Genomic DNA, 25,152 nt, shown 5'->3' with positions numbered 1-25,152 from the left:
ACGTAGTATATGAAACCCTTTTTACCAATCAAAGGGGCGTTAATCAATGCCCCTTTGATGGTGGGTAATCTATTCGCCCCCCATTTAAGAATTAACCTCAGCATCATATTCCTGTTGCTAATCTCATTTCAAACCTATGGACAAAGTGACTGGACACTCCTAAAAGATGAAGGAGGTGTCACGATTAGTTATCAGGTGGCTCAAGTCACTCCGGAGATTAATAGTGAAGCAGTTGCTGTGGCACCAGCAGATCTGCCCCAGTATTTGAAACTAAAGATCGAAAATTCCAATTCAACAGATATTACAGTTTCCTGGAAACAGGAAATCAAAACAGACGGGAATTCTGGGTTAATAAATTTTATCGCCAACCCTGGCGAATCAATTATCGACAATAGATCAATGGTGCCATTGCTTCAATTGACAAGGGCAGAAAATGATCAATATCCAAAGTCATTTACTGAATACATGGATTTGTTCACTATCACAATCAAACCTTAAATCGGAAGACATGAAAAGATCTATACTGTCTATATCACTTTTAGTTTTATGCCTTCTCTTTTCGGAGGCAATATTTGCCCAACAGCAATTTCCAATTACACCCAATTCTCAAGTCACATCAGGTAACGATGACGATGTGCTTAGAGCCTGGCTGGAAGAAATCGATGTGGCTCCTGGTGGGACGCTCTTATATAGGAGGTCGACTAATGGTTCTAATGCTACAGCCTTTCATAATGCGGTATCAGGGCAAGGTCCTGCTATAGCATTGATTAAACTTAATAATGGAAACGTTTTTGGTTTTTATAACCCAGTAGGTTGGAACAGGACTAACCAGTATGTGGGTAGTACAGATGCATTTATTTTCAACCTAACCTTAGACAGAAAAGGAGATGCTAACCCTTCCTATGCCAATAGGTCTGTTTTTGACTATCAGTATTATGGACCAACCCTAGGACAGGGGCATGATTTATACATTGATGGCAATTTGACAGGCGGCCATGTATATGGATGGTATACATTCAATGCAGTGGATGGAACAGGTGTCAGAAGTTCTAGTTTCGTCAGCTCATTAACAGGGCTTAATGTTACCACTACTGGCGCATATTCAATTACTGGACTAATTTCAGAAATCGAGGTTTACAAAATTGAATTTAATGTTTCTGGGCCAATTATCGAAGGACAAGATATTACGGTTCAATTAGATGAAAATGGGCGTGCTAGCATTATAGCTTCTGATATTGATAATGGCACCACCGACCCGGATGGTCCGGTGACACTGAGCATTGATATTACCGACTTTACTTGTGATGATCTTGGTGGAAATTCGACAGCCATTACTCCTCAGAATATTGGTAACGTGTCACAAGCCACTCAATCTCATGGAGGAGGCTATAATCCACATACAAGAGAGTTTTGGTATCCGCAATGGGCCAACCCAACGGTATATCGATACGATGAGAATCGTAATTTCTTAGGGACATTCAACACTGGTCAAAATCAAATCATGCAATTATGGATGGACTTGGAAAGTGAAGATTACTATACTGCAAATTGGGGGTATAATACCATAACGAGAAGATCAGGTAGTTCAACTGTTTGGACATATAATATGGGGGCCACAGCAGCATCAGTATCTACCGATGCTGATTATGTATATGCTTATGGTGTATGGCAAAACTACCTAAGAGTGCTGGACAAAGAGACGGGTGCTTTTGTAAGAAATATCAACCTGCCAGGTGGTATTTATAACTATGGAGGACTTGTGATCGCTAATGGATATATATACATAGCCGGTTATGCTTTAGGGTGGTCTAGTAATCCCAATGATTGGCGATATGTACATCAACTGGATATGGATGGTAACTATATTGGGTCCACCTATTCAGGCGAGACAGTGTACAATATGGCTTTTGATGGAGAGACCATGTGGATTGATGATTTTGGTAATTTTCCTGTTGGAGTCAAAATCGCTGAAGTTAGTGCTTATGAAGGGTCTGGTGGCTCTAATGCCGTGACGCTTACAGCAACCGACCCACTAGGTAATTCACGTTCAGCCATTTTCGCTGTGACAGTCGAAGATAATATAGCACCAACCATCGTGCTTAATGGAGATGCACAGATGTCAGTAGACTCGGATACCGATGAGAACGCCTCTTTTGAAAGTTTAGAGCCTGGAGCAACTGCCTCAGATAATTGTTCTGCTGAAGTAGAAATCTCAGGTACTGTTGATATGGCGACACCTGGCGTTTATACACTCTCCTATAAGGCCATAGATCAAAGTGGCAATGAATCTGCTTCCATTACACGAGAGGTTACTGTTGTTGATGCAACAGCTCCTGAAGCGAAAGCAGGCCGTGTAGTAGTAGAATTAGATGAGAATGGAGAAGCTACGGTAGATCCGGCTAGCCTTGACAATGGCTCAACCGACAATGGCAATGGAACATTGACTTTTTCATTAGACCGGACAACATTTGATTGCAATGACTTGAATGCCGAGGGAGGCAATACTGGCGGTAATGCCATTGATATGGCCCTAGTGGGTAACGTGAATCAGCCTACGCATAGCCATGGAGGTGGATATAACCCAAATACCAATGAGTTTTGGTACCCTCAATGGGGCTCTTATGCTGTTCAGAAATATGATGCCGACCACAACTACATAGGTGTTATCAATAATTCGGGCAAGCGCTATGTAATGCAATTATGGATGGATACGGATAGTGAAACGGAATTTTATACTGCCAACTGGACTGATGGTTATAACTATACCAAAAGAAATACCAGTGGTCAGGAAATATGGAGTTACAATAATGCCAATGGCAACTATCCTTCAGGAATAAGTACAGATGCAGATTATGCCTATGTTTTGGCTTATGGTGGCGACCGCATTGATGTTTTAGATAAAAATACAGGTCAGTTCCAAAGAAGTATCCCTCTTCCAGGACAGGTTTATCACTATGGAGGCTTGGTAGTAGCTAATGAGCAAATCTATATAGCAGGCCAGGCCAATAGTTGGTCTACTAACCCTAACGACCTCAGATATGTACACCGATTAGATATGGATGGAAACTACATTTCATCCATTTCTACCAACGGGGTTTATGTCTATAACATGGCCTTTGATGGTGAGGTGATATGGGTATCCCAAAACAGTAATACCATTACTGGAATCCAAATCTCAGATGGAAACGGATATGGTCAGAGTGGAGGTGTACCTGTTACACTTACTGTTACTGATGAGCTTGGGAATTCTTCAACAGACGAAGGTGCAGTGGTTGTAGTAGATCTGTTGGCTCCAACTATTGCATTTAACGGAGACCAAAGTATTACCACACCACTTGGGTCAACTTTCAATGATCCAGGCGCTACTGCTGATGATAATTGCTCTGCCACTGTAGAAGTTGTGGGCACTGTCGATATTAATACTTTGGGTGATTACACCTTAACCTACAAAGCAATAGATGGTTCAGGAAATGAATCTGCGGAGATTACAAGAACTGTCACAGTAGTACCCAGTGTTTCATCTAATATCTCTGTGATTACACAGGAGGGAGACATACTGAATGATGGTCTATTGTTAGAAGCCAATAACGTGGGCAGTGGTGCCAACAATATTCAGATGAATGGTGTCTGCTTTACCAATTCAGCTGGTTCAATTGCCGGAATGTCAAATGGTGGTGGAGATTTTTGTTCTGATTGTACACCAGGGACGGCATTTGATCAGTTAATGAGCACTTTAGTCTTTGAGCCTAGTGGCCAACCAGCTACTTTGACAATGACAAATTTAGTGCCAGGTAACAAGCATCGTCTTCAGGTTTTCCTTTCTAACGATGTGAATGCCACTGGAGCAAACATGGTGTTCGCTATGCAAAATGTTAATATTCCAGTGACAGGTTGGAGACCGAATTCTATAGCCGTTGTTATTGAATTTACCCCACAAGGAAACTCTGAAATATTAACCATTACTGCTGATGGAAACAGGGCAGTAGTAAATGGCTACACACTGCACGATTTAGATCAGGTGGGCATACTTTGTAATGAAGATCCGGTAGCTGCTACTCAAGGAGATATTACGGTGGGAACTGGTGCTTCAGGAGATGTGACAATTACACTAGATGGCTCATCTTCTACAGATGATACTGGTATTGAAAGCTATGAATGGTTTATTGCTGGGAATAGCGTGGGCACCGGATCTACTTTAGATACTGATTTGCCAATAGGTACCTATTCTGGTGAGCTGGTTGTGACTGACAATTTCGGCCAAACCAGTTCAGTGCAGTTCTCAATAGCAGTAATTGATGCTACACCTCCAAATGTTATTACCAAAGATGTAACAGTTGGTCTAGACGCAAATGGGAATGCTACTATTACTACACAGGACATAGACAATGGGTCTTCCGACAATTCTGGAGGAACCTTAAGTTTCAGTCTCGACCAATCGAGTTTTGATTGTAGTGACCTCAATAACTCAAGCCCATGTGGTGGTTCTGCAGTAGATTTTAACAGTACTAATAACTACATCGATGCCTCGGATAACGCTTGGTTCCCAAATGATCAAGTCGACGACTATACCTATGAGGCATGGGTGAATCTTGATGATATAAATACACTTCAAGGTATTGTCAATTATGCTTGGGACATCAATACCAATGAACCTCACAGTGGGCTATGGGTTGTGAATGGCCAGTTAATGGCTCGCGTTAGAAGTGATAATGGGTCTTCAGGATATTTTGTGAATATGACCGGAGGAAATTTATCAACCAATCAGTGGCATCACGTAGCATTTACAAAGTCTGGCTCAACCTATAGTATTTATCTAGATGGCATTCTTGTTAATAGTCAAATAGTAACTATTAACTCGGGTTGGACATTTACTGGACGGAATAAATTTACTCTTGGTTCTTTGTGGAATTCACAATCGGTTCAAGGACCAATCAATGGTCGTTTGGATGAAGTGAGAATATGGAGTACAGGAAGGACATTAGAAGAAATCAACGCTACTAAAGACACGTGTATTGATCCGAGTGAGACTGGACTTGAGCATTACTATAAGATGAATGAGGGATCAGGTGCCACAGTGTCAGATGAGACCAGTAGAAACATTACTGGAAACTTTGTGAATTTGAACGGAAATAGCGCTTGGGTTGCTGGAGCACCAGTATCTGTAAATGGAAATGTGGTGACCTTGACCGTTACAGATCCATCTGGCAATACTTCAACAGCTACAGCCAATGTAACAGTAGAAGACAATATCTCACCTTCAATCACATTAAATGGAGATGCAACAGTTTACCATGATGCATTTACTGCATATACAGATGCTGGAGCCACTGCGGATGACAATTGTTCAGCTACTTTGGATACGGATAATCCGGTGGACGTTAATACACCAGGCTCATATACGGTGACTTACAAAGCAACTGACGGTAGTGCTAATGAAACTACTGCTACGCGAACAGTTATAGTTCAGGATGTAACCGCACCTGTTGTAGTTGCTCAAGACATCACAGTTCAACTGGATGCCAATGGCAATGCAAGCATTACTCCGGAAGGAATAGATAATGGCTCTTCCGATGATTCAGGAACGGTTTCTTTAAGTCTAGATCAGGCGACATTTGACTGTACAGATGTCGGAGCTGTGCAAGCCGCAGAATTTGCCATAAGAGTCGATGGACAAAATGATTTCATAGACTTGGGTAATTTCGATGGTGCCCTGATTAATGCGAGTCAGGCCACTGCTCAAGTATGGTTGAATCCATATGCTATTCCAGCGGGTATTCAATCTTTGTTTGAAGCGAATGTGGATGGGGTCAATTATTTTTCAATTGAAACAAATGGTGCTAATAAGATCGATTTCTATGTAACGGGTGCCGCCATTAGAACTCCAACGGACGTTTTCCAAATTGGACAATGGATTAATTTGACTGCTGTTTATGATGGTACGGCTCCGCAAGGGGACAGGTTAAAGCTGTACATAAATGGTGTACGAGTACAAAATCCTGATAAATTCCTTAATGGTAATAATCAACCTTCGCTCTCAGGTAATCTTCCTGATTTCTATTTAGGAAGTCAAGGTGGCAATGCCCAATTCGCTAGTGTACTTTATGACGAAGTGAGAGTTTGGAATAGAGCTCTGAATGATCAAGAAATTAGCAATAATTGGGATCAAACACTGGTTGGGAATGAGCAAGGTCTAATAGCTTATTATTCCTTTGAAGACGGACCTGGTAGTTCGACTGTGACAGAATTGACAGGTATTCAAGGACAGGCAGATTTGACGAATATGGACCCTAATACTGCTTGGGTAGCCGGACCTGATGGTCTGTCTCAGGGCGGAACGGGAGTTGAAGTGACGCTGACGGCAACTGATCCATCTGGTAACTCAACTACAGCAACGGCTTTAGTTACCGTTTTGGATCTGATAGATCCTGAAATTTCAGCTCCAGCAGATATTGATGTCTTTGCTACTAGTGCCGCTGGAGCAGTTGTGAACTATGCAACTCCAGTAGGAACAGACAACTGTTCAGTCACTACAGAATTGACGGCAGGAGAAGCTAGTGGGGCTACATTCCCAATTGGAACAACTTTGGTAACATATACGGCTACTGACGCCTCAGGTAATACAGCCTTGGCAAGCTTTAACGTGACTGTTACTGGTCTTCCACCTCAAATTGTGGTGCCAGCTAATATTACTATGAACAATGATGTAGGTGAATGTGGTGCAATAGTTGACTTTGCCGCAACAGAAACCACAGCAATTCCACAGTCAACCATTACTTATGATATTCAGCCAGGAACATTCTTCCCTGTTGGTACGACCACGGTAACGGCAACTGCAACAAATCCTGTAGGTACTTCTACCGACTCGTTCACAGTGACTGTAGTTGACAATGAAGGACCAGTGGTGATCACACAAGACTTGATTATTGATTTGGATGAAAATGGCAACGTGATAATTAATGTCACAGACATAGACGGAGGCAGCAGTGATAACTGTGAGGTTGCTAGCATTGAACTCAATATCACTTCTTTTGACTGTTCAAATGTTGGTGCTAATTCGGTAACCTTAACTGTGACCGATATTCATGGTAACAGTTCAACAGGTACTGCAACCGTGATGGTGAATGATGTTACGGCTCCCATTATTGATGCTCAAGACATCACCGTGTCCTTGGACAACAATGGCAACTTCAGCTTGGACGCCAATAATCTTTTAGAAACGCCTCAAAGCGCTCGTGAACGTAGGGTTGAGATTAGAAGGGCTGAACTGCGAGAACGTAGAGCAAGACAAGCAACGCAGGTCGCTAACTTTATTGTGGAGCGTACAGAAAGCGAGCTAACTGCATTGAATGAGCAATTGGCTTCAGCAACTACAGCAGAGGAGAGAAATACTATTCAGGGACAGATCGATGATAAGGAGCTGGATTTAATTTCAGCCCAAGATCGCTTAGCACTGGAAGCAGCTGAATTAGAAGAGAGTCAAAACGCCTTGGCAGCACTGTTGAGTATGATGACTTTGGGGACGGCTTCAGATGCTTGTGGAATTGATACTATTGTTGCTTCTCAAATAGATTTTGACTGTTCACATGTTGGGTCAAATACAGTGACATTGACCGTTACTGATGTGAACAATAATGTGAGCACCTCAACAGTGGTTGTTACAGTGGTAGATGATACTCCTGCGGAAGTGATTACTCAGGATATTGTAGTTGACCTAGATGCAAATGGATCAGCAATAATTGCAGTAGATGATATTGATGCTGGCTCAAATGATGCATGCGGAATTGCAAGTAGGGTACTAGATGTGACTTCATTCGACTGTGGAGACACTGGATCAAATGTGGTCACACTTACTGTAACCGATGTCAATGGCAATGTGAGTAGCAAAACAGCTACCGTTACGGTAAGAGATGTAATTGCCCCGACAGTCTTGACTAAAGACATAACAGTTGCCTTAGATGAGAATGGTGAGTCTACGATCATAGCCTCAGATATTGATAATGGTTCTTTTGATAACTGTGACTTTAGCTTAAGTATTGACAACAGTGCGTTTAACTGCAATACCTTAGGTGCGAATACTGTGAACTTAACGGCTACCGATGCGAGTGGTAATGAGACTACTATGTCTGCTACGGTGACAGTAATAGACAATGCCGCACCTGTTATCGTAGCTAATAATATTGTTGTGGAGCTTGATGACAATGGTTCAGCAAATATCACGGTCTCAGATGTAGACGGAGGTACCTACGACAATTGTGGAGTGGCTAGTGTCACCATCGATGTAGACAGCTTCGATTGTGATCACTTAGGCGAAAACATAGTAACCTTAACAGCTACCGATGTAAACGGTAATGTCTCGAGTGGTCCGGCAGTAGTGAACGTTATCGATGTTATTGCACCAACTGTAGGCGTACAAAACATTAGTGTAGACCTTGATGAGAATGGTGTGGCCAGCATTGTGCCTGAAGATGCCCTTTTATTTAGTGAAGAAGATGTATTAAGAGATACTGAATGTGACTTGAGAAGTAGCACATTGAAGTATGTGATGAAGCTGAAAGGTGATAAGAGAGGTAATGTCGGCAGTGGCAAAGGTGGGGATCATGATAAGGGCAAAGGGAAAGGCCATAATTATGACGATGATGACGATGACAATGATCCAGGAAAGGGTAAAGCCAAGGGTCATAAGGACGATGACGATGACGATGATGATGATGATGATGATGACGATAATGACAAAGGAGGTAAATATGCCAAGTACGTTTTCGATGGCACTGGCAAAGTACTGAAGCGTCTAGATGGAAGTCTGTCAGTATCAGGAACACTCGTCAATCAGAACGATCCATCAGATAGTTATGATTTGACACTGGAACTTATCGGTGCATATGATTACACCACTTGGATGTCAATGGATAAGAAGGTCAAGGAGATTAAGTATCAACTTTATCACTTTGACTGGACGTATTATACGATTGCAAATGGTAGTCTGACTGGTTCCGGAATTAATGCCGGCACAACAGTGAGTCTGGGCGACTATTCAAACAAAGAAGGTTTCCAATTAGGAGGCTGGGCAAATGGTGAGAATAGTAGTGAAGGTTTGAGAGGGAAGTTCAGAGGTATATCAGACAGCGACTTCAAAGGTGAATTGAAACTGGATGTATTCAATTGTGAGTTACTTCCAGTTTCTGAAGGAACAATATATACGAGGGACAACTGTACTATTGTTGACTTCAGCTTCGATAGAGATACCTTCACTTGTGCGGATTTAACAGAAACCGTAGTCAACCTAACGGCAACTGATCAGAGTGGTAATGCCACCACTGTACCAGTTACTGTAACGGTTAATGATAGGATCGCCCCAGTTATTGTGACTCAAGACATCACTGTAAGTCTGGGTGCAGATGGAAGTGTGACCGTTGATCCAAGTCTCTTGGATGGAGGCAGTACTGATAATACCAACTGTGGACTAGTCTTTACTCTTGATCGCGATACTTTTGATTGTGGAGATATTACTAAAGGACATGGTAATGGAAAAGGTAAAGGTCATAACTATGGAGATGACGATGATGACAACGATCCAGGAGAAGGCAATGGCTATGGTCATAAGAAGAACCGAGGCCACAGGGTGACTTTAACAGTTACAGACGCAGCAGGTAATTCTTCAAGTGCTACGGCATACATCACAGTAATAGATGATGTGGCACCTGTGATTTCTTCGGTACCAGTCACGGTAGTGGTTTATGGTAAGAAGAAGACCTATCTATCTAAGAAAGATATTGAGCAGGCTGTATCTGATAATTGCCAAGTGAAGGATATCAAGTTTTCACGTAGGAAATTTAGTAGAAGTGATGCTGGAGTGCATAGCATCATGACAACAGCGACAGACTATTCTGGTAATAGTACAACTGGCAACGTAATGGTGAATGTGGTAGATATCTCCACGTCAGGGCGATATGTCGACATCTGTTATAATGGTAGAACGAGGCGTGTTAGAAATAGCCAGGTTCAGAATTACCTAAGAAAAGGAGCTAGTCTTGGAAGCTGTCAACTTACTGCCAGAGCAGGGTCGAATACTTCAACGAAGGAAGTAATTACAGATGAGCCAGCCTTTGCACCAGAGCTTAAGCTTTCCAGCTATCCTAATCCAACTTCAGGGTACACGGTGGTTTCATTCTCAAGTCAGATGGATGGGCCAGCTAAAGTATCGGTAATCAGTACAAATGGCATTGAAATGGCCACTTTATTTGATGATGAATTAGTGGCTAAAGAAGAAGTTGAGGTAGGTTATGAAGCGGGGCAGTTGCCAAGCGGTATATACATTGTCAGAATGATAACCGCAGGCGAAGTTAAGACAGTAAAATTAGTAGTCAGAAAGTAGCCAAGTCAGTAGTCAGTCAGTAAGCTGCTTTCTAAAATAAGGCCCCGAAAATTCGGGGCCTTTTATAACAAAAAAGAATAATGGAACGTCAAGAAGTATTACTCAAGGACAAACGGAAGAAGGTTGCAAAGCTCTTAAATGTGGTTTTTTGGGTTATGCTGATCGGTACTTTGGTAAATGCTTTTATGATCTAAAATACTATACCTCATTTTCAGTGATTGAGACGCAATCAATGACAGTGCGCAGGTATATGACCCCGATTTTCTAAATCTTAGAAGTCGGGGTTTTATGTTAACTTGTAATAGATATGGAGCTGGCAATTACTATCGTTGCAGCAATTTTTGCTCTGGTTTGGTCAAAAAATGCAAAGAAGAAGACGACAAAGATCGCCACAGTCTTATTGGCATTGAGTTCTCTCATCCAGTATGATCCATATTTTGGCCTCAGGGCTTACGCGATATACTTCCTGATATTCTTCTCATTTTTTGCGGCCATTGAATCAATGAACTCCCTGAGGTTGACAAGGGGACATCAATTCTTCTTTTTGGGATGCGCGACAGTAATCACATTCTTCCAGCTTATTTACCTCATAGACTTTCCTTTCCATATTCCTAAGTACCCCTTTGCCTTATTATATATCGCTGGTCTTGTCATTTTGTGGATATTTTCCAGACGAAAAATCCTTACGAGACTGGGGGTATTGGCAGTATGGTTAGGCATAGCTCTTAAATGGATGGTAGAGGCTCTCTAATCCAAAACAAAAAGCGTTTCAATATCCTCTTGGAATCTTGTTAAGCTTGATTCTGCTTTCTTGCGGACACTAACCAATAAATCTTTCTCAGGGTTAACGGTTAATGATGAGTTTGTTTTCCCAATACCTTTCTAACCAAAGGACCTATGGTCAAACCCTGGCAAATGATCGAGAATACAACGATTATGTAGGTCACAGTAAGGAATAGCTCTCGCTCCATTTCAGGTTGTAATGAAAGCGCTAAGGCAATACTAATTCCGCCTCGAATACCTCCCCAAGTCATTATAAGATCTGTCTTAGGAATGAAGTCTAACTTCTTTCTAAATATGAAGATCGGCCCAGCGAGGGCTATATATCGTGCAATCAAGGTGACCGGTATGGCAAGCAAACCTAGTAAAACGTATTCGCCATCATCTGCTACGATCAGCAGTTCAAAGCCTATAAGCACAAAGAGAATAGCATTCAATAGCACATCGACTAACTCCCAGAATTTGTCGACATAGGTGTGCGTGGTTTGAGACCAGGCGATTTGAGGAGACTTGTTTCCGATAAAAATACCTGCAACAACTACTGCTAACGGGCCGGAAAAGTGTATGTAATGAGCAATAGAATAAATACCCATTACGAGTGCCAAAGTGATCATCACTTCCGTTTCATAATGATCGATTGACTTCATAAGTTGAAAGCCAACCCAGCCCATGGCGAAACCTAGGGCAATTCCTCCAAATACTTCTTCAAAGAACAGAAAGCCGACTTCTTCAGCTTCGACCGAAGCAATACCTTTTTCTGCAATCGCCAAAATCACCAAGAAAATGACCACACCCACTCCATCATTGAAAAGGGATTCGCCAACAATTTTAATCTCTAGCTTCTTAGGAGCTTTGGCGTCTTTCAGTATACCTAAGACTGCAATAGGGTCGGTAGGAGAGATCAGTGCTCCAAATAATAAACAGTATATAAACTGTATTTCGTGTCCGATAGCTTGCGCGATGAAATAAAACAGGCCTGCTACTATAAAAGTGGAAATTAAAACCCCAAGCGTGGCAAACATCATAATGGGCGCTTTCTGTTTCGCCAGTTCATCTAGTTTCGTATGCAGAGCTCCAGCGAAAAGCAGAAAACTGAGCATTACTTCTAGTAAGACGGTTTTGAAATCTATCGATTCAATGAGCAAGGTGGCTTCATCCAGAATCCAATGATCAAATGAGCCAAGCACTATAATCACAAGGGTAAAACAGATCGCTATGATCATCAACCCGATCGTGAAGGGTAGTTTTAGAAACCGAGTATTGATATAGGCGAACAGTGCCGATAAGACTATGAGAACCGTAATGATGGTAAAGACATCCATTGCTTAAATCGAAATTTTAAAGTATCGAAAATATTGACTCCATGTGATAAGTAAAAGCCTGACCTAATATTTGAAGGTAAGATAAAAAGTGGCTCCATCGCCAACTTGGGATTTGACGCTCAGATCTCCCTTGTGTTTCTTCATAATCTGTTTGGACAAACTTAATCCAATGCCTGAACCTTGTTGCTTCGTGGAGTAGAATGGAATAAATATCTCTTCCATTTTTGCAGCATCAATTCCGATACCGTTGTCCTTGATTTCTATGATTTTTTGGTGCTGATCTGAATAGGCATTTATTCGTATTTCTCCATTTGCTTTGCCCTCAAGTGCATGACGTGCATTAGTGATTAAGTTAATCAAGACCTGTTCTATAAGCTTTCTGTCCATGGCAATCGATAAGTATTCTGGTGCCTTTACACTAAGTCGGACACCGTCCTTTTCGGCTTCTGCCTTTAATAGCATAGCCATTTCATCCAGCATGCCTTTTACCTGTACATCTTCTAGTTCAAGCGCCTTGATTCGTGTGAGTCGTCTATAGTCGTCAACAAAGTGCAATAAGCCCTCGCTTCTTTTTTGAATTGTTTTCATGGAAAAGCGAAGATCCTCCAAGGTTTCCTCAGATAATTCTTCCAGCGATAAAGGCCTGCCATCGTCTTGTAGGAGCATAAGCATGGTCTCGGTAAGCGATGTCACTGGCGTAACCGAATTCATGATTTCATGGGTAAGGATGCGAATCAGTTTATGCCAAGCCTCAATTTCCTTTTGTTCAATTTCCGACTTGATATCCTGGAAGGTAACTATCGTGTACCGATAGTTTAGAATCTTCAAACGGTTTACTTGTGCTGATACCTGTAATTTTTCTCCCTTAATATTAAGTTCTAACAGCCGCTTGTCAGCGTCCTCCATATCCGTTATCTCCTGGCTAAAATGGGGTAGGAGTTGCTGCAGTTGTTTCCAGTAGTTTGGAGTAGCCGTTTTGAGTAAGTTTTGAGCCTCTGAGTTCATCAGTTCTATGGAGTAATCCTCCTTGATGGCTAGAACTCCTACTTTTAAGTTGTCGACAATTACCTGAAGGAATTTGAACTGTGCCTCTTTCTCTACGCTTACCTTTTTAAAAGCCTCGATGATTTCGACAAAGGCTTCCTGAAGTTCTTTGAAAGACTTTCCCTTTTTGTTGCCTTTGAAGGAGATGGAAAAATCTGAGTAGCGAATGGCCATCAGTAATTTTGCCAATTCCCGATTAGTATGGGTAATGAACCGGATCAGTTCTGAAACTTGCAGAATGATCACTCCCAATAGGATGATCTGGTTAAAGAAGAGTTCAGTTCGCGCAAAAATAAATGCCAAGGCCGTTAGAGTCAGCATGAGCAATGCAATGCGTAGTATGACTAGAAAGGCAAAACGTTTAGATACCATGTGCTTTTTGTCCTTTAAAGTCCATATTTCTGAAGCCTTCGGTAAAGCGCGAGACGATCGAGCCCTAACTCTTTGGCCGCTCGAGTGACGTTACCGTTATTTTTGTCTAGCGCCTTAAGGATCAGGCGTTTCTCCATTTCGCTCAAGTTGAGTGTATCTGCGTCCTCACTTTTACCAGAACTACTGGTCTGTAATAGGAAGTCGTTGGTTGTCAATTTATTACCATCCGCAAGAATAATGGCCCTTTCAATCGCGTGTTGAAGTTCGCGAATATTACCTGGCCAGTTATAACGCTTAAGTTTGTTGAGTGTGGCGGTATCAATACGCATGTTGGGTTTTTTGTACTTCTTGCCATATACATCCATAAAATGCCTGACCAGAAGCTCCATATCATCTTTACGTTCAGCAAGCGATGGCATTCTCAACTCAACGGTATTAATTCTATAAAGCAAATCTTGCCTGAAGGTTCCTTCCTTTACCATATCGTAAAGCGGCATATTGGTAGCGCAGACCAACCGAATGTCAATGGGCATTTCTTTGTTAGAACCTACTCTCTTGACCTTTCTTTGTTGAAGAACGGTTAGGAGTTTTGCCTGTAAGGGAAGCGACAGGTTACCTATTTCGTCCAAAAAAAGAGTTCCTTCAGAAGCGAGCTCAAATCGCCCAGGCTTATCTTCTTTGGCATCTGTAAAAGCACCTTTGACATGCCCGAAGAGCTCGCTTTCAAAAAGTGTCTCACTGACAGAGCCCAAATCTACACTAATAAAGACTTTATCGGATCTTAGAGATTGTCTATGTAATGCTCTGGCAGCTAGTTCTTTGCCGGTACCGTTTTCACCCAGAATCAACACGTTTGCATCGGTTGGACCAACCTTGTCGATCAGTGAAAATACCCTTTGCATCGGTTCGCATTCTCCTAGGAAATTCTCATACTTCTGATCGATATCACCAGAGATGGTCTTTTGCGTATTTTTAAGCTTGTCGACTTCCAATTTGCTCTTTCTCAATTGAAGGGCAGAGGTGATGGTACCAAAGAGCTTTTCGTTTTTCCATGGCTTGGTAATGAAATCAGTAGCTCCAGCCTTAATGGCCTTTACCGCCAGATCAAACTCTCCATAAGCTGTGATAAGAATAACAATGGCATTTGGGTCGATATTCAGAATTGTGTTCAGCCATTTTAGTCCGTCTGAGCCATCATTTTCACCCTTCCTGAAATTCATGTCTAATAAGACAAGGTCGAAGGATTCTCTTTCAAAATGAAGAGGGATATTTGTTGGATCATTCTCAATCTGAACCAGCGTGAATTGCTGCTTCAGGTACATTCTGGCGGTGTTGAGAATATCTATGTCATCATCGACAACGAGTATTTTGGCTTCCGTTTTAGGCATCTTAAAACTGTATCAAAAACAAACACTTAAATGTATTGAAAACAAACGAATATATTGATGAATGATACTGTGATTTATTGTAAGTAACTGTTTTTCAGTTATTTATTTGTTTGGCACAGGATTAGTATAAAGAATATCAAAAGAGACGAGCCATGTTCAAGAACTACATCAAAACAGCCATTCGAAATTTAGCGAGAAACCGCGTTTTCACAACGATCAATATTCTAGGGTTGGTCCTGGGTATTTCTGGTGCTATTATCATTTATCGGATTACCCAATTTGAGCATAGCTTTGAAAGCCATCATCAAAATGCGGATCAGGTATATCGCATTAACCTAGTTCAGGAGAATGATGGTGACATACAAAGAACGGCTTCCGTAATGCACCCCTTAGGGCCGGCCATCAAAATGGATTATCCTGATTGGGCAGTATCAAGAATTCACTGGTACTGGGATGGGGTTTACAAATACGAAAACGAACAAGGTGCTCAGAAGAAGATCAAGCAAGACAATAACATGGCGTTTGTCGAGCCTGATTTCTTCGAAATGTTTGACTTTGAAATCATTGCCGGTAACCCTAATGACTTACTAGGTGAGCCAAATACCATGGCACTTTCCGTAAAAGGTGCTGAAAAGCTTTTTGGGCTGAATGGTTCGAATTACCAATCTATCATCGGGAAAAAAGTAGTTTTTGAAAATCAGTTGGATCTCTTGATCTCTGCTGTTTATGCCGACCCACCAAAAAATACAGATTATGGAATTGATTTCCTGATGTTCTATGAGGGAGCGAGAATCTACCCATATTCCAATGGCTTAACGTCATGGGGAACAAGAAATGGAGCAACCAGAACTTTTATTAAGATTCCTGTCAACCAGGATTTAACACAGGCGGAGGCCTCGTTAAAGAGTTCCTCCACCAAGTACCTAAAGCATATAGGTATTGATGCCGAAGAAGCCGGAGTATACTTTGGTCTTCAACCTTTAAAAGAGATTCATTTAGATCCGGAGTTGGGAGCAGGGGGCTATGTAGATCAAAGCATCTTGGACAGCATGCGTATTATCGGCATAATCTTAATCATCATAGCGGCCATAAATTTCATCAATCTGGCAACAGCACAGTCGGTGAAACGTGCAAAAGAGGTTGGTATTAGAAAAGTATTAGGTAGCGGTAAGGGCCAAATTGTCTCACAATTCTTAGGTGAAGTGGCAATCATTACCTTGATGGCAATCCTGCTTTCCCTTGCGCTCAGCGAGGCCGCTTTGATGAGGTTAGAACCTATTTTGGGTTATAGTCTTGGTTTGAACCTATTTTCTGAACCATCTACCATTGCCTTCTTGGTAGTACTTCTAGTCGTTGTGACATTCCTCTCAGGTTTCTATCCGTCAGTTGTTCTTTCTAACTACAGTCCTGTACATGCTATCAAGAATAGTAGTTTGACTGCCAAGTCTGGAGGGAAAAGCTTTTCAATTAGAAGAGGCTTAGTCGTGTTTCAGTTTTTGATTTCGCAAATATTGATCATCGGTACATTGGTTGTCTTATTTCAGATGGATTTTATGAGAAATCAACCATTGGGCTTTAAGTCAGAAGGTGTTTTGACTTTCCCTGTACCAGAGCGCACAGAAGAGAATATGGAGATTTTGAAATCAAGACTCACCTCAATTGCAGGGGTTGATGACATCAGTTTCTTCATTGCGACACCTGGAGCATCAAACACAAACAATATTGATACGATCGAAGATCCGCGTGACGGAGATAATGATGGTATTCGAAGCAATCGTAAAAATGTAGATCACAACTATGGTGAATTATTTGACCTGGACTTGGTTGCTGGCAGTTTCTTTGGAAAAGATGCTCCCGAAGATCACAGTGTAATCAACGAAAAACTGGCCAGTTCTTTAGGGTTTGAAAGCCCAGAGGATGCTATAGGGCAGAGGTATAAAACCACGTATGACCGATCATTTTATATAGCAGGTGTAGTAAAGGACTTTCATAACAGTTCATTCCGATCTGATATTGACCCAGTCTTTATGATGAAAGGACCTTCCCAATACTTTGAAGGAGGCATATCCCTAACGGGAACGGGGAATTATCAAGCCATCGTTGATCAAGTTGATGCGATATGGAGTGAGGTCTTCTCGAATGATGTCTTCACTTATAACTTTATTGAAGACCGAATTGCAGGGCAGTACGAAACTGAAGAAAAGATTGCGAGCCTTTTCCAGGTTCTGGCAGGTATGGCCATTTTCATATGTTGTCTTGGACTATACGGACTGGTGTCCTTTATGGCTAACCAAAAGGTAAAGGAAATAGGAGTTCGAAAGATATTAGGGGCGAGCATCAATAATATCCTAGGCATATTCTCAAAAGAGATATTGACATTGATTGGGATAGCATTTTTGTTCGCATGTCCATTGGCCTATCTGATGATGAATGGATGGCTTGATGGGTATGTTTACCACATTCAGCTTGGTGCCGGAGTATTTATACTGGGCGTGCTGGCTACTCTGGTTATCGGTGCGTTCACAGTCGGTTTCAGAGTATTTAGATCGGCAACTTCTAACCCTGTCAATTCATTAAGAGACGAATAATAGACTAGAAACTTATGATTAAGAATTACTTCATAACCGCCATAAGAAACCTTATCAGAAATAAGAGTTTCACCATCATTAATGTATTTGGTCTTGCGCTAGGAATTAGTGCAGCATTGGTGCTTTTCAAAATCGTTGTTTTTGAAAAGAGCTTTGATCAGCACCATTCAAAAATTGACAGACTTTATCGCTTTGTTAAGAAAGTCGAAAACCCGAATCTAGTAGAATTTGAGGCGGGTATTCAAGACCCCTTTGCAAAGGCATTTAAAACCGATTACCCAGATCTTGGCCTTCCAGTAAGAACCTTCTATGTGGGAGACAATCAATTGAGCGTAGAAGGAGCTGGAGGCGATTGGATCCACTATGAACAACGTGATGGAATATCTTTCGCAGATCCGGAGTTCTTCGAGCTATTTGACTATGAATGGATCATTGGAGACGCTTCAACAGCGCTTGTTAAGCCGAATGCATCTGTGATCACCGCTGGGTTAGCTGAAAAACTATTCGGTGTTACCGATGGCGGTTATGATCGCGTAATGGGCAAGGAGATTCAGCTCAATAGTGAACTCACAATTTTTGTGAGTGGCGTAGTAGAAGACACACCTCAAAACTCCTCATTACCTTTTAAGATAATCATAGCCTATGAGGCTATTGATGAGGTTTTTGACTTCTATCAACCAGAGTCCTGGACTTCGACATCGTCCAATGCCCAGGTGTACTTTTTGATTAATGAAAATGTAAAACCTGAGCAGGTTAATGAAGTGATGCCAGAGATGGTCAAAAAGTATATTCCAGAGACGGAGAATGCTACCTCATTTAGTCTGCAGGCAATGTCTGATATTCATTTTGATCCGACCTACAACACATATGGCGATTTGGCCGTGTCGTCAGAGGTAAATACGTTTAGGATTGCTATAGCTCTTTTTCTTATACTGACCGCTTGTATCAACTTCGTTAATCTCTCAACTGCTTTGGCCATTAAGAGGTCTAAGGAGGTAGGTATTCGAAAGGTTTTAGGAGGACACAAAGGGCAGTTAATGTTCCAATTTTTAGGAGAGACGTTCCTGATCACGTTGTTATCCATGGTACTGTCCATGGGGATCGCTGAATTGGTAATGACAAATCTCAGTGAGGTGATCGGTTATGAGTTATCCCTGGGTTTAATAAATGATCCACTTTTGGCAGTCTTAGTGGTCTCTGTGATTTTGGGAGTGACACTTCTCGCAGGGCTATATCCATCATTGATCTTGTCAAGGCTAAAACCAGTGTCGGTATTAAGAGGGAAAGGTCAATCGGCACTTTCAGGTAATATTAATACCAGAAGAGGATTGGTGATTTTTCAATTCTTCATCTCTCAGGTATTGGTGATCTGCACCTTGGTGGTGATTTCCCAGATGAAATACTTCGAAGGGCGTGACCTGGGGTTCAGACAGTCTTCTATTATTACATTTCCGTTGCCAACAAACGAAAGTGATAAACTCAGTACCCTTCGCAATGAACTCATGACATTTTCTGGTGTAGAGAAGGTTAGTTATGCTTTTGCAAGCCCATTGAGTGACTCTAATATCGGGTCCAACTTCGCTTATGCTCCTCTTGAAATGGACGCACTTTTTGATGTCGCGTTTAAGGTAATAGACGAAAACTATATTGATTTATACGGTATTGAACTCTTGGCAGGAAGGGACATCAGCAAGACAGACACCCTGACTGAAGCATTGGTTTCCACAGAGATATTAAAGCTGATGGAAGTTGAGAATCCTGAAGATGCGATCGGCTTAACCATTCAAACTGGTTTTTCCGGAGACAAGAAGATTGTGGGAGTGTTTGAGGCATTCCATAACAGAAGTCTGAGAGAAAAAATCGACCCAATGATTATGGTCAAGTACTTTGGCTATTTCTATGAGGGTGCCGTTCGGTTCGAAGGCTCGAACACTCAGTTTAATGAACTTATGGCCTCTGTAGAGAAGGCATGGACAGCGCAGTATCCAGAGATTCTGTTCGACTACAATGTGCTTTCAGATGAAATAATGACCAATTATGAAGAAGAAGCGAACATGCTGACACTGTTTCAAGTATTCTCGGGCATAGCCATTTTGATTGGTTGTCTTGGCCTTTACGGTTTGGTCTCTTTTATGGCGAATCAGAAGATGAAGGAAATTGGAATCAGAAAGGTTTTAGGCGCAACAATTCCCCAAATACTAAACCTATTTTCTAAAGAGCTATTGGCACTAATTATTATCGCCTTTTTAATCGCTACGCCTGTGGGTTACTACTTCATGAATGACTGGCTGGCAGATTTTGAATATAGCATTGACCTGAACATTTGGGTCTTTGTAATTGCAATAGGGTTTACGCTATTGATAGGACTGCTTACAACAGGTATCAAGTCATTCAGCGCAGCGACTTCCAACCCTGTAGATTCACTTAGAAGCGAGTAATATGTTTCGGAACCACCTCACATCAATACTCAGGAACTTAAAGAGAAATAAGGCCTATGCTGCTATTAATATTAGCGGCTTGGCTATGGGGTTTGCTGCAGCGCTGCTCATCGGTATATACGTGTCGAAGGAATTTACTTATGATCAACACTATAAGAATCATGAGTCAATCTATAGGCTGAGTGGGAGAAGCTTCGCGTTATCATCTATAGCTCACCTTAACAAAATTAAGCAGGACGTACCGGGTATAGATGCGATTGTGAACTTGATGCCAAGCCCATCAGCTACTTTGACTTTGACAGACAATCAGAGTTTCGTGGACAAGTCGGTTTACTATACGACTGACGAATACTTTCAGGTTTTTGAGCATCAGATGGTTTATGGAAATATGGATGATGCATTATCTGTTCCAAACGGTCTGATCATTACCCAATCGATGGCTACGAAGTTCTTTGGTAACCAAAACCCAATGGGACAGGAGATAACACTTGCCACACAGATATCTCAGGATTTATTTGAAGTGACAGGGGTAGTTGAAGACTTACCAACCAATACTTCTTTAAAGTTTTCAGTGCTGGCACGCTTGCCTCGGGAATTCGAAGAAAGAATCAAGGATAGTTACTCCTTCACTACAGGTTACAGCTATTTCAAAACCGAAAGTAAGGCTGAGGCCGCGACACTTGACCAAAGAATAAATGATCTTTTCATGAAGGTCGATTATGAGCGTTTTGGTCAAGAAAGATCATTTGAAGCGTTTAAGGCTGATTATACACCAGGTCTACTAGTTATGCCTCTGAAAGCGGTTCACTTGGAGTCGAATATCCAGTTTGAAGCTTCTGAATCTGGTAGTAGAAGGTATTTATTCATTTTTATATCGATTGCACTTTTTGTAGTTGTTTTGGCGGCTATAAACTATGTGAACTTGGCAACTGCTCAGGCGTCTAAACGCGCCAAGGAAATTGGCGTCAGAACAGTGTTAGGATCATATCGGAGGCAATTAATTCAGCGATTTCTTGCAGAATCGCTGTTCGTAGCTTTATGTGCCATTATTGTGAGTTTTGGCCTGACGGAAGCAGCGCTACAAGGGCTTCAGGTTGTAGGCATAGAGGAGCTCGGTGCCAATACCTTTCAGCATCCTCAGCTTTTGTTATTGATTACACTTATAGGACTTGTTACAGGTTTATTGGCAGGAGTTTACCCAGCATTTTACCTGACTAGGATCAACGCTTCTACCGCATTAAAGGGCAGTTATTCAGTTGGTGAAAAGAGTAAGCTCTTCCGCAATGGATTGGTGGTTTTTCAGTTTGTAATCTCTCTTTCGTTGGCAGTATTCTCACTTTTTGCCCAACAACAACTTCAGTATAGTTTAGAAAAGGATTTGGGTTTTGATAAAGAGAGAGTCATTGTAGTAGATAACAGTAAGAGTCAATTGGGTGAGGAGGATGAGAACCGAGAACCACTTAGGCAGGAACTCTTAAGACAAGCCAATGTAAAGTCTGTTTCATTCAGTCATTATAGTATGATTAATCAGCTCCCCTTGAGTGGTATGTCTGAATTGGTTCCGGATGCTGAATATCAAAGAATTCAATATAAATACACAGACGACCAATTTATACCCACGATGGGCATGAAGTTAGTCGAAGGAAGAAATTTCAACCCTGAAATCGATGATGAGAGAACAGTTGCTGTAATCAATCAGTCCTTTGCTCAAAAATTAGGAGGCAAGGTGCTGGGAAGAAAGTTTGATGCAGGGTTTAATGGTCGTGAGGTTGAGGTTATTGGGGTAGTAGAAGACTTTCATTATCAGAATTTCAGTAATGCGATCGGTCCTGTAGTATTCTTTTATAGAGTGTATGCTTCACAGATCAATATTGCCTTCTCGGGGAATCCGAAAGATGCGCTCGAATCGATTGGTAATACGTATGCAGGTCTATCAGATGCACCTTTTGATTATTACTTTTTTGATCAACAGTTCGATCAATTGTTCAAGAGGGAAGCAAGGCTGGGGCAAATCATCAAATTGTTCACTGGGCTTTCTGTATTTGTAGCCACCCTTGGTTTAATTGGTCTCATCAGTTATAAGCTGGATCAGAGGATCAAAGAAATTGGTATCAGAAAGGTGTTAGGGGCTTCTGTGAGTCAAATACTCTCATTGTTGAGTAAGGAGGTAGTCGTTCTCATCATCATCGCCCTATTTATATCCATTCCCATTAGTTACTATGCGGTTTCTAGTTGGATGAATGACTTTGCTTATCATATAGACCTATCAGTATTGCCATTCGCTAGTGTGGCTGTTATGGCTATCATCACAATATTAGTCATCGTCACGATTCGGTCGTATCGCACTGCGATTGCAAACCCTATCAATGCATTAAGAAACGAATAAACCCTAAGATTATGTTCAAGAGCTACTTGATTACCTTTCTGCGAAAGCTTAAAAGAGAAAAACTTTTTTCATTTCTTAACATAGGCGGACTTACCATTGGCTTGACGACAGTAATCTTGATAAGTCTGTTTATTCGAGATGAGCTCAGTTACGACCAATTCCAAAGCCGAAAGGAATCAGTTTTTTTACTCTGGCATGAAGTAGGTAAGAATGCTAGTAAAGGAGCTCGTGTTCCTTACAGATTGGCATCGGAAATGAAAGAGAGTATACCGCTGTTTGAAGAAGTGGTGAGTACGCAAAATCGAAGCGTTCTTGTTTCTAATGGAGAGAAGTCTTTTTATGATAACAGCGCTATCTATACAACTCCTGGTATTTTCGATCTGTTCGATGTCAATCTAATTTCGGGCGACTATCCAGATTTAGAAAGACCAGACGTGGCAATAGTCTCAGAAAAAGCAGCCCTGAAATATTTCGAACGAGTGGAAGATGCCATCGGCCAAACGATTCGAGTTGATGAAAAGAATTCTTACATCGTAAGTGGAATTTTTGAAAACCTAAAGGCAAATTCTAGCATTCAATTTGACTTTCTGTTTTCAGGTAAGTCATATTTCGATTCGCGAAGCGCAAGGATTGATTCCGAAAGAGGCTACTATCCAACTATGAATTGGGTGCTCTTGAGTCCTGATCATGACATTGATTTGGCAAGGAGTCAAATGGCTAAAGTGATAGAAGGCTCTATGTTCGAGTGGCTCTATAATTTAAGTAGCATAGAAAAACCGTTTCATTTGTTGAATTTGACTGATCTGCACTTAAGGTCAGGGTTAGACAGTGCTACTCTTGGTAGCAGTGATATCCGATATGTTTATCTTTTCACCGCAATTGGTGTGCTAATCTTGCTGATCGCTATCATTAACTACACAAACCTATCAACCGCTCAATCTATTAAGAAAAGTAAGGAAGTAGGATTGAGAAAAGTAGTCGGGGCGTCAACCAATCAAGTCTCTAGATATTACTTGTTGGAGTCATTGGTGCTTGTTTTTATCAGTTCTTTGATAGCATTTGCAATTGCAGAACGTTGCTTGCCATATCTCAATAGCCTTATGGATAAGGAGATCGTTTTGGATTACCTCTCCATTGAGTTTTTTGCCATCACTTTTGGGATTACCCTGATTATTGGAATTGCTGCCGGTCTTTATCCAGCATTTATACTCTCGAGGTCTAAGCCATTGGTTGCATTGAATAATCAGAGAAGTTCAAAGGGCATGATCAAGAAGGGCTTAATGGTGACCCAATTCTTTATTGCTCAATTGCTGATTATCGCTACAGTCATCATCCAGCATCAGCTCAGTTACATCCAAAACAAGAACCTGGGCTATGATAGAGAGCATTTGCTAGAGATTAATACACATGGAGAGTTCAATGATGATGCAGCAGTTTTAAAGGCTGAGGTATTGAAAATCTCTGGTGTAAAAGAAGCTTCTCTTTCTAATAACACCATCAATCGCCAAGATCTGGTATTTCTGAATAATGAGAGCATAGAAAGTGACCTTGATATTAACATTGTATTTGATTTCTATAATGCCGATCGAGACTTTATCAAATCAATGGGTATGAAAGTAGTGCAGGGCAGAGGGTTTGCAGATCAGGATACAAAAGGGCTTTTAATTAATGAGTCTGCTTACAAAGCTTTCGGATGGGATTCCTTTGAGGGAAAGACAGTGAAAGCTTGGGGCAATGAATATCCTGTGATTGGTGTAATTCAAGACTTTCATGGAGAATCTTTGAAGAGTGAAATTAGACCGACTGGAGTGGCATTGCAAAAAGACGTTTCAAGCTTCCTCGTTACCAGATTAAACCCGACTAATATCAAAGAGACAGTTACTACCATGGAAGAACTCTGGGGTAGTTTTAATACCGGTAGACCATTAGATTACAAGTTCTTAGACCAAGAATTTGATAGCAATTATAAAACAGAATCTAGGCTTGGGAGCTTGTTTCTTTCTTTCGCTGGTCTTGCTATTTTCATCGCACTCTTGGGGCTCATGGGCTTATCTACATTTACTATAGAACAGCGGGTGAAAGAAATTAGCTTGAGAAGAGTTCTTGGAGCCAACTTCAGGCAGGTATTTAGTTTATTTGCTAAGGGCTATTTAGGAATGATTTTTATCGGGTTTCTGATGGCGGCACCAATCGTTTATTATAGTATTATTGATTGGTTAGAACAGTTTGTATATCGTATAGAACCGGGACCTTTTGAATTCATTTCAGCTATAGGCCTTACAACAGTTTTGGTACTTGTAATAGTGTCCTTACAAGTGGTTAGGGCCAATAAATTCAATCCTGCACAAGTACTCAGAAACGAATAAAAGAGTGTATCAAAAACAAACACTTTACTGTAGTAAAAACAAACGATTCTGTATCTTATGGAATCGTTTTTTATTTGTAAATACCTGATAAATAGG

General features: G+C 41.3%; 10 protein-coding genes. 7 read left to right on the top strand and 3 right to left on the bottom strand.

The window, feature by feature from the left end; all coding sequences use genetic code 11:
* The first annotated feature begins 9 nt into the window (after positions 1–9).
* The 3 genes from BFP97_RS07590 to BFP97_RS07580 all read left to right on the top strand — a co-directional run bounded on the left by BFP97_RS07590 (position 10) and on the right by BFP97_RS07580 (position 11,123).
* Positions 10–498, top strand: a complete 489-nt coding sequence (locus tag BFP97_RS07590; RefSeq protein WP_069841842.1) for a hypothetical protein — start codon at positions 10–12, stop codon at positions 496–498.
* A gap of 10 nt (positions 499–508) precedes the next feature.
* On the top strand, positions 509–10,372 hold the full coding sequence (locus BFP97_RS07585) for an immunoglobulin-like domain-containing protein (protein WP_069841841.1): 9,864 nt from the start codon (positions 509–511) through the stop codon (positions 10,370–10,372).
* 307 nt (positions 10,373–10,679) lie between these two features.
* The gene (locus tag BFP97_RS07580; protein ID WP_069841840.1) at positions 10,680–11,123 is read left to right on the top strand and encodes a hypothetical protein; all 444 of its coding nucleotides are present in this window, start codon (positions 10,680–10,682) and stop codon (positions 11,121–11,123) included.
* 100 nt (positions 11,124–11,223) lie between these two features.
* Here the strand turns inward: BFP97_RS07580 and BFP97_RS07575 are convergent, their stop codons facing one another.
* The 3 genes from BFP97_RS07575 to BFP97_RS07565 form a co-directional block, all read right to left on the bottom strand.
* Positions 11,224–12,474 carry a cation:proton antiporter gene (locus BFP97_RS07575; protein ID WP_069841839.1) on the bottom strand — a complete coding sequence of 417 codons (1,251 nt, stop codon included), beginning with the start codon at positions 12,472–12,474 and terminating at the stop codon, positions 11,224–11,226.
* A 63-nt stretch (positions 12,475–12,537) separates the two neighbouring features.
* Positions 12,538–13,890 (bottom strand): sensor histidine kinase, encoded by a 1,353-nt coding sequence (locus BFP97_RS07570; protein WP_069841838.1) that lies wholly within the window; start codon positions 13,888–13,890, stop codon positions 12,538–12,540.
* A 14-nt stretch (positions 13,891–13,904) separates the two neighbouring features.
* On the bottom strand, positions 13,905–15,278 hold the full coding sequence (locus BFP97_RS07565) for a sigma-54-dependent transcriptional regulator (RefSeq protein ID WP_069841837.1): 1,374 nt from the start codon (positions 15,276–15,278) through the stop codon (positions 13,905–13,907).
* A 152-nt stretch (positions 15,279–15,430) separates the two neighbouring features.
* On the opposite strand from BFP97_RS07565, the gene BFP97_RS07560 reads away from it, so the two are divergent.
* Genes BFP97_RS07560 through BFP97_RS07545 form a run of 4 tightly spaced genes read left to right on the top strand, consistent with a single transcriptional unit; the run spans position 15,431 to position 25,056 of the window.
* A complete protein-coding gene (locus BFP97_RS07560) occupies positions 15,431–17,866 on the top strand; it encodes an ABC transporter permease (RefSeq protein ID WP_069841836.1) in 2,436 nt (811 codons plus the stop codon).
* 14 nt (positions 17,867–17,880) lie between these two features.
* Positions 17,881–20,304: an FtsX-like permease family protein gene (locus BFP97_RS07555; RefSeq protein WP_069841835.1), complete on the top strand. Its 2,424-nt coding sequence runs from the start codon at positions 17,881–17,883 to the stop codon at positions 20,302–20,304.
* A gap of 1 nt (position 20,305) precedes the next feature.
* Positions 20,306–22,690 carry an ABC transporter permease gene (locus tag BFP97_RS07550; RefSeq protein ID WP_069841834.1) on the top strand — a complete coding sequence of 795 codons (2,385 nt, stop codon included), beginning with the start codon at positions 20,306–20,308 and terminating at the stop codon, positions 22,688–22,690.
* A gap of 11 nt (positions 22,691–22,701) precedes the next feature.
* Entirely contained in the window at positions 22,702–25,056 is a 2,355-nt protein-coding gene (locus tag BFP97_RS07545; RefSeq protein WP_069841833.1) for an ABC transporter permease, read from the top strand.
* Positions 25,057–25,152: the final 96 nt, after the last annotated feature.

This window comes from Roseivirga sp. 4D4 (assembly GCF_001747095.1).
Classification (GTDB): Bacteria; Bacteroidota; Bacteroidia; order Cytophagales; family Cyclobacteriaceae; genus Roseivirga.
This window is presented reverse-complemented; position numbering and strand designations above follow the sequence as displayed.

Bases quoted from the DNA above. Each gene is read 5' to 3' on its own strand.
- BFP97_RS07550 (WP_069841834.1), top strand. From the start codon at position 20,306: ATGTTTCGGAACCACCTCACATCAATACTCAGGAACTTAAAGAGAAAT.
- BFP97_RS07590 (WP_069841842.1), top strand. From the start codon at position 10: ATGAAACCCTTTTTACCAATCAAAGGGGCGTTAATCAATGCCCCTTTG.
- BFP97_RS07560 (WP_069841836.1), top strand. From the start codon at position 15,431: ATGTTCAAGAACTACATCAAAACAGCCATTCGAAATTTAGCGAGAAAC.
- BFP97_RS07580 (WP_069841840.1), top strand. From the start codon at position 10,680: ATGGAGCTGGCAATTACTATCGTTGCAGCAATTTTTGCTCTGGTTTGG.
- BFP97_RS07570 (WP_069841838.1), bottom strand. From the start codon at position 13,890: ATGGTATCTAAACGTTTTGCCTTTCTAGTCATACTACGCATTGCATTG.
- BFP97_RS07545 (WP_069841833.1), top strand. From the start codon at position 22,702: ATGTTCAAGAGCTACTTGATTACCTTTCTGCGAAAGCTTAAAAGAGAA.
- BFP97_RS07565 (WP_069841837.1), bottom strand. From the start codon at position 15,278: ATGCCTAAAACGGAAGCCAAAATACTCGTTGTCGATGATGACATAGAT.
- BFP97_RS07585 (WP_069841841.1), top strand. From the start codon at position 509: ATGAAAAGATCTATACTGTCTATATCACTTTTAGTTTTATGCCTTCTC.
- BFP97_RS07575 (WP_069841839.1), bottom strand. From the start codon at position 12,474: ATGGATGTCTTTACCATCATTACGGTTCTCATAGTCTTATCGGCACTG.
- BFP97_RS07555 (WP_069841835.1), top strand. From the start codon at position 17,881: ATGATTAAGAATTACTTCATAACCGCCATAAGAAACCTTATCAGAAAT.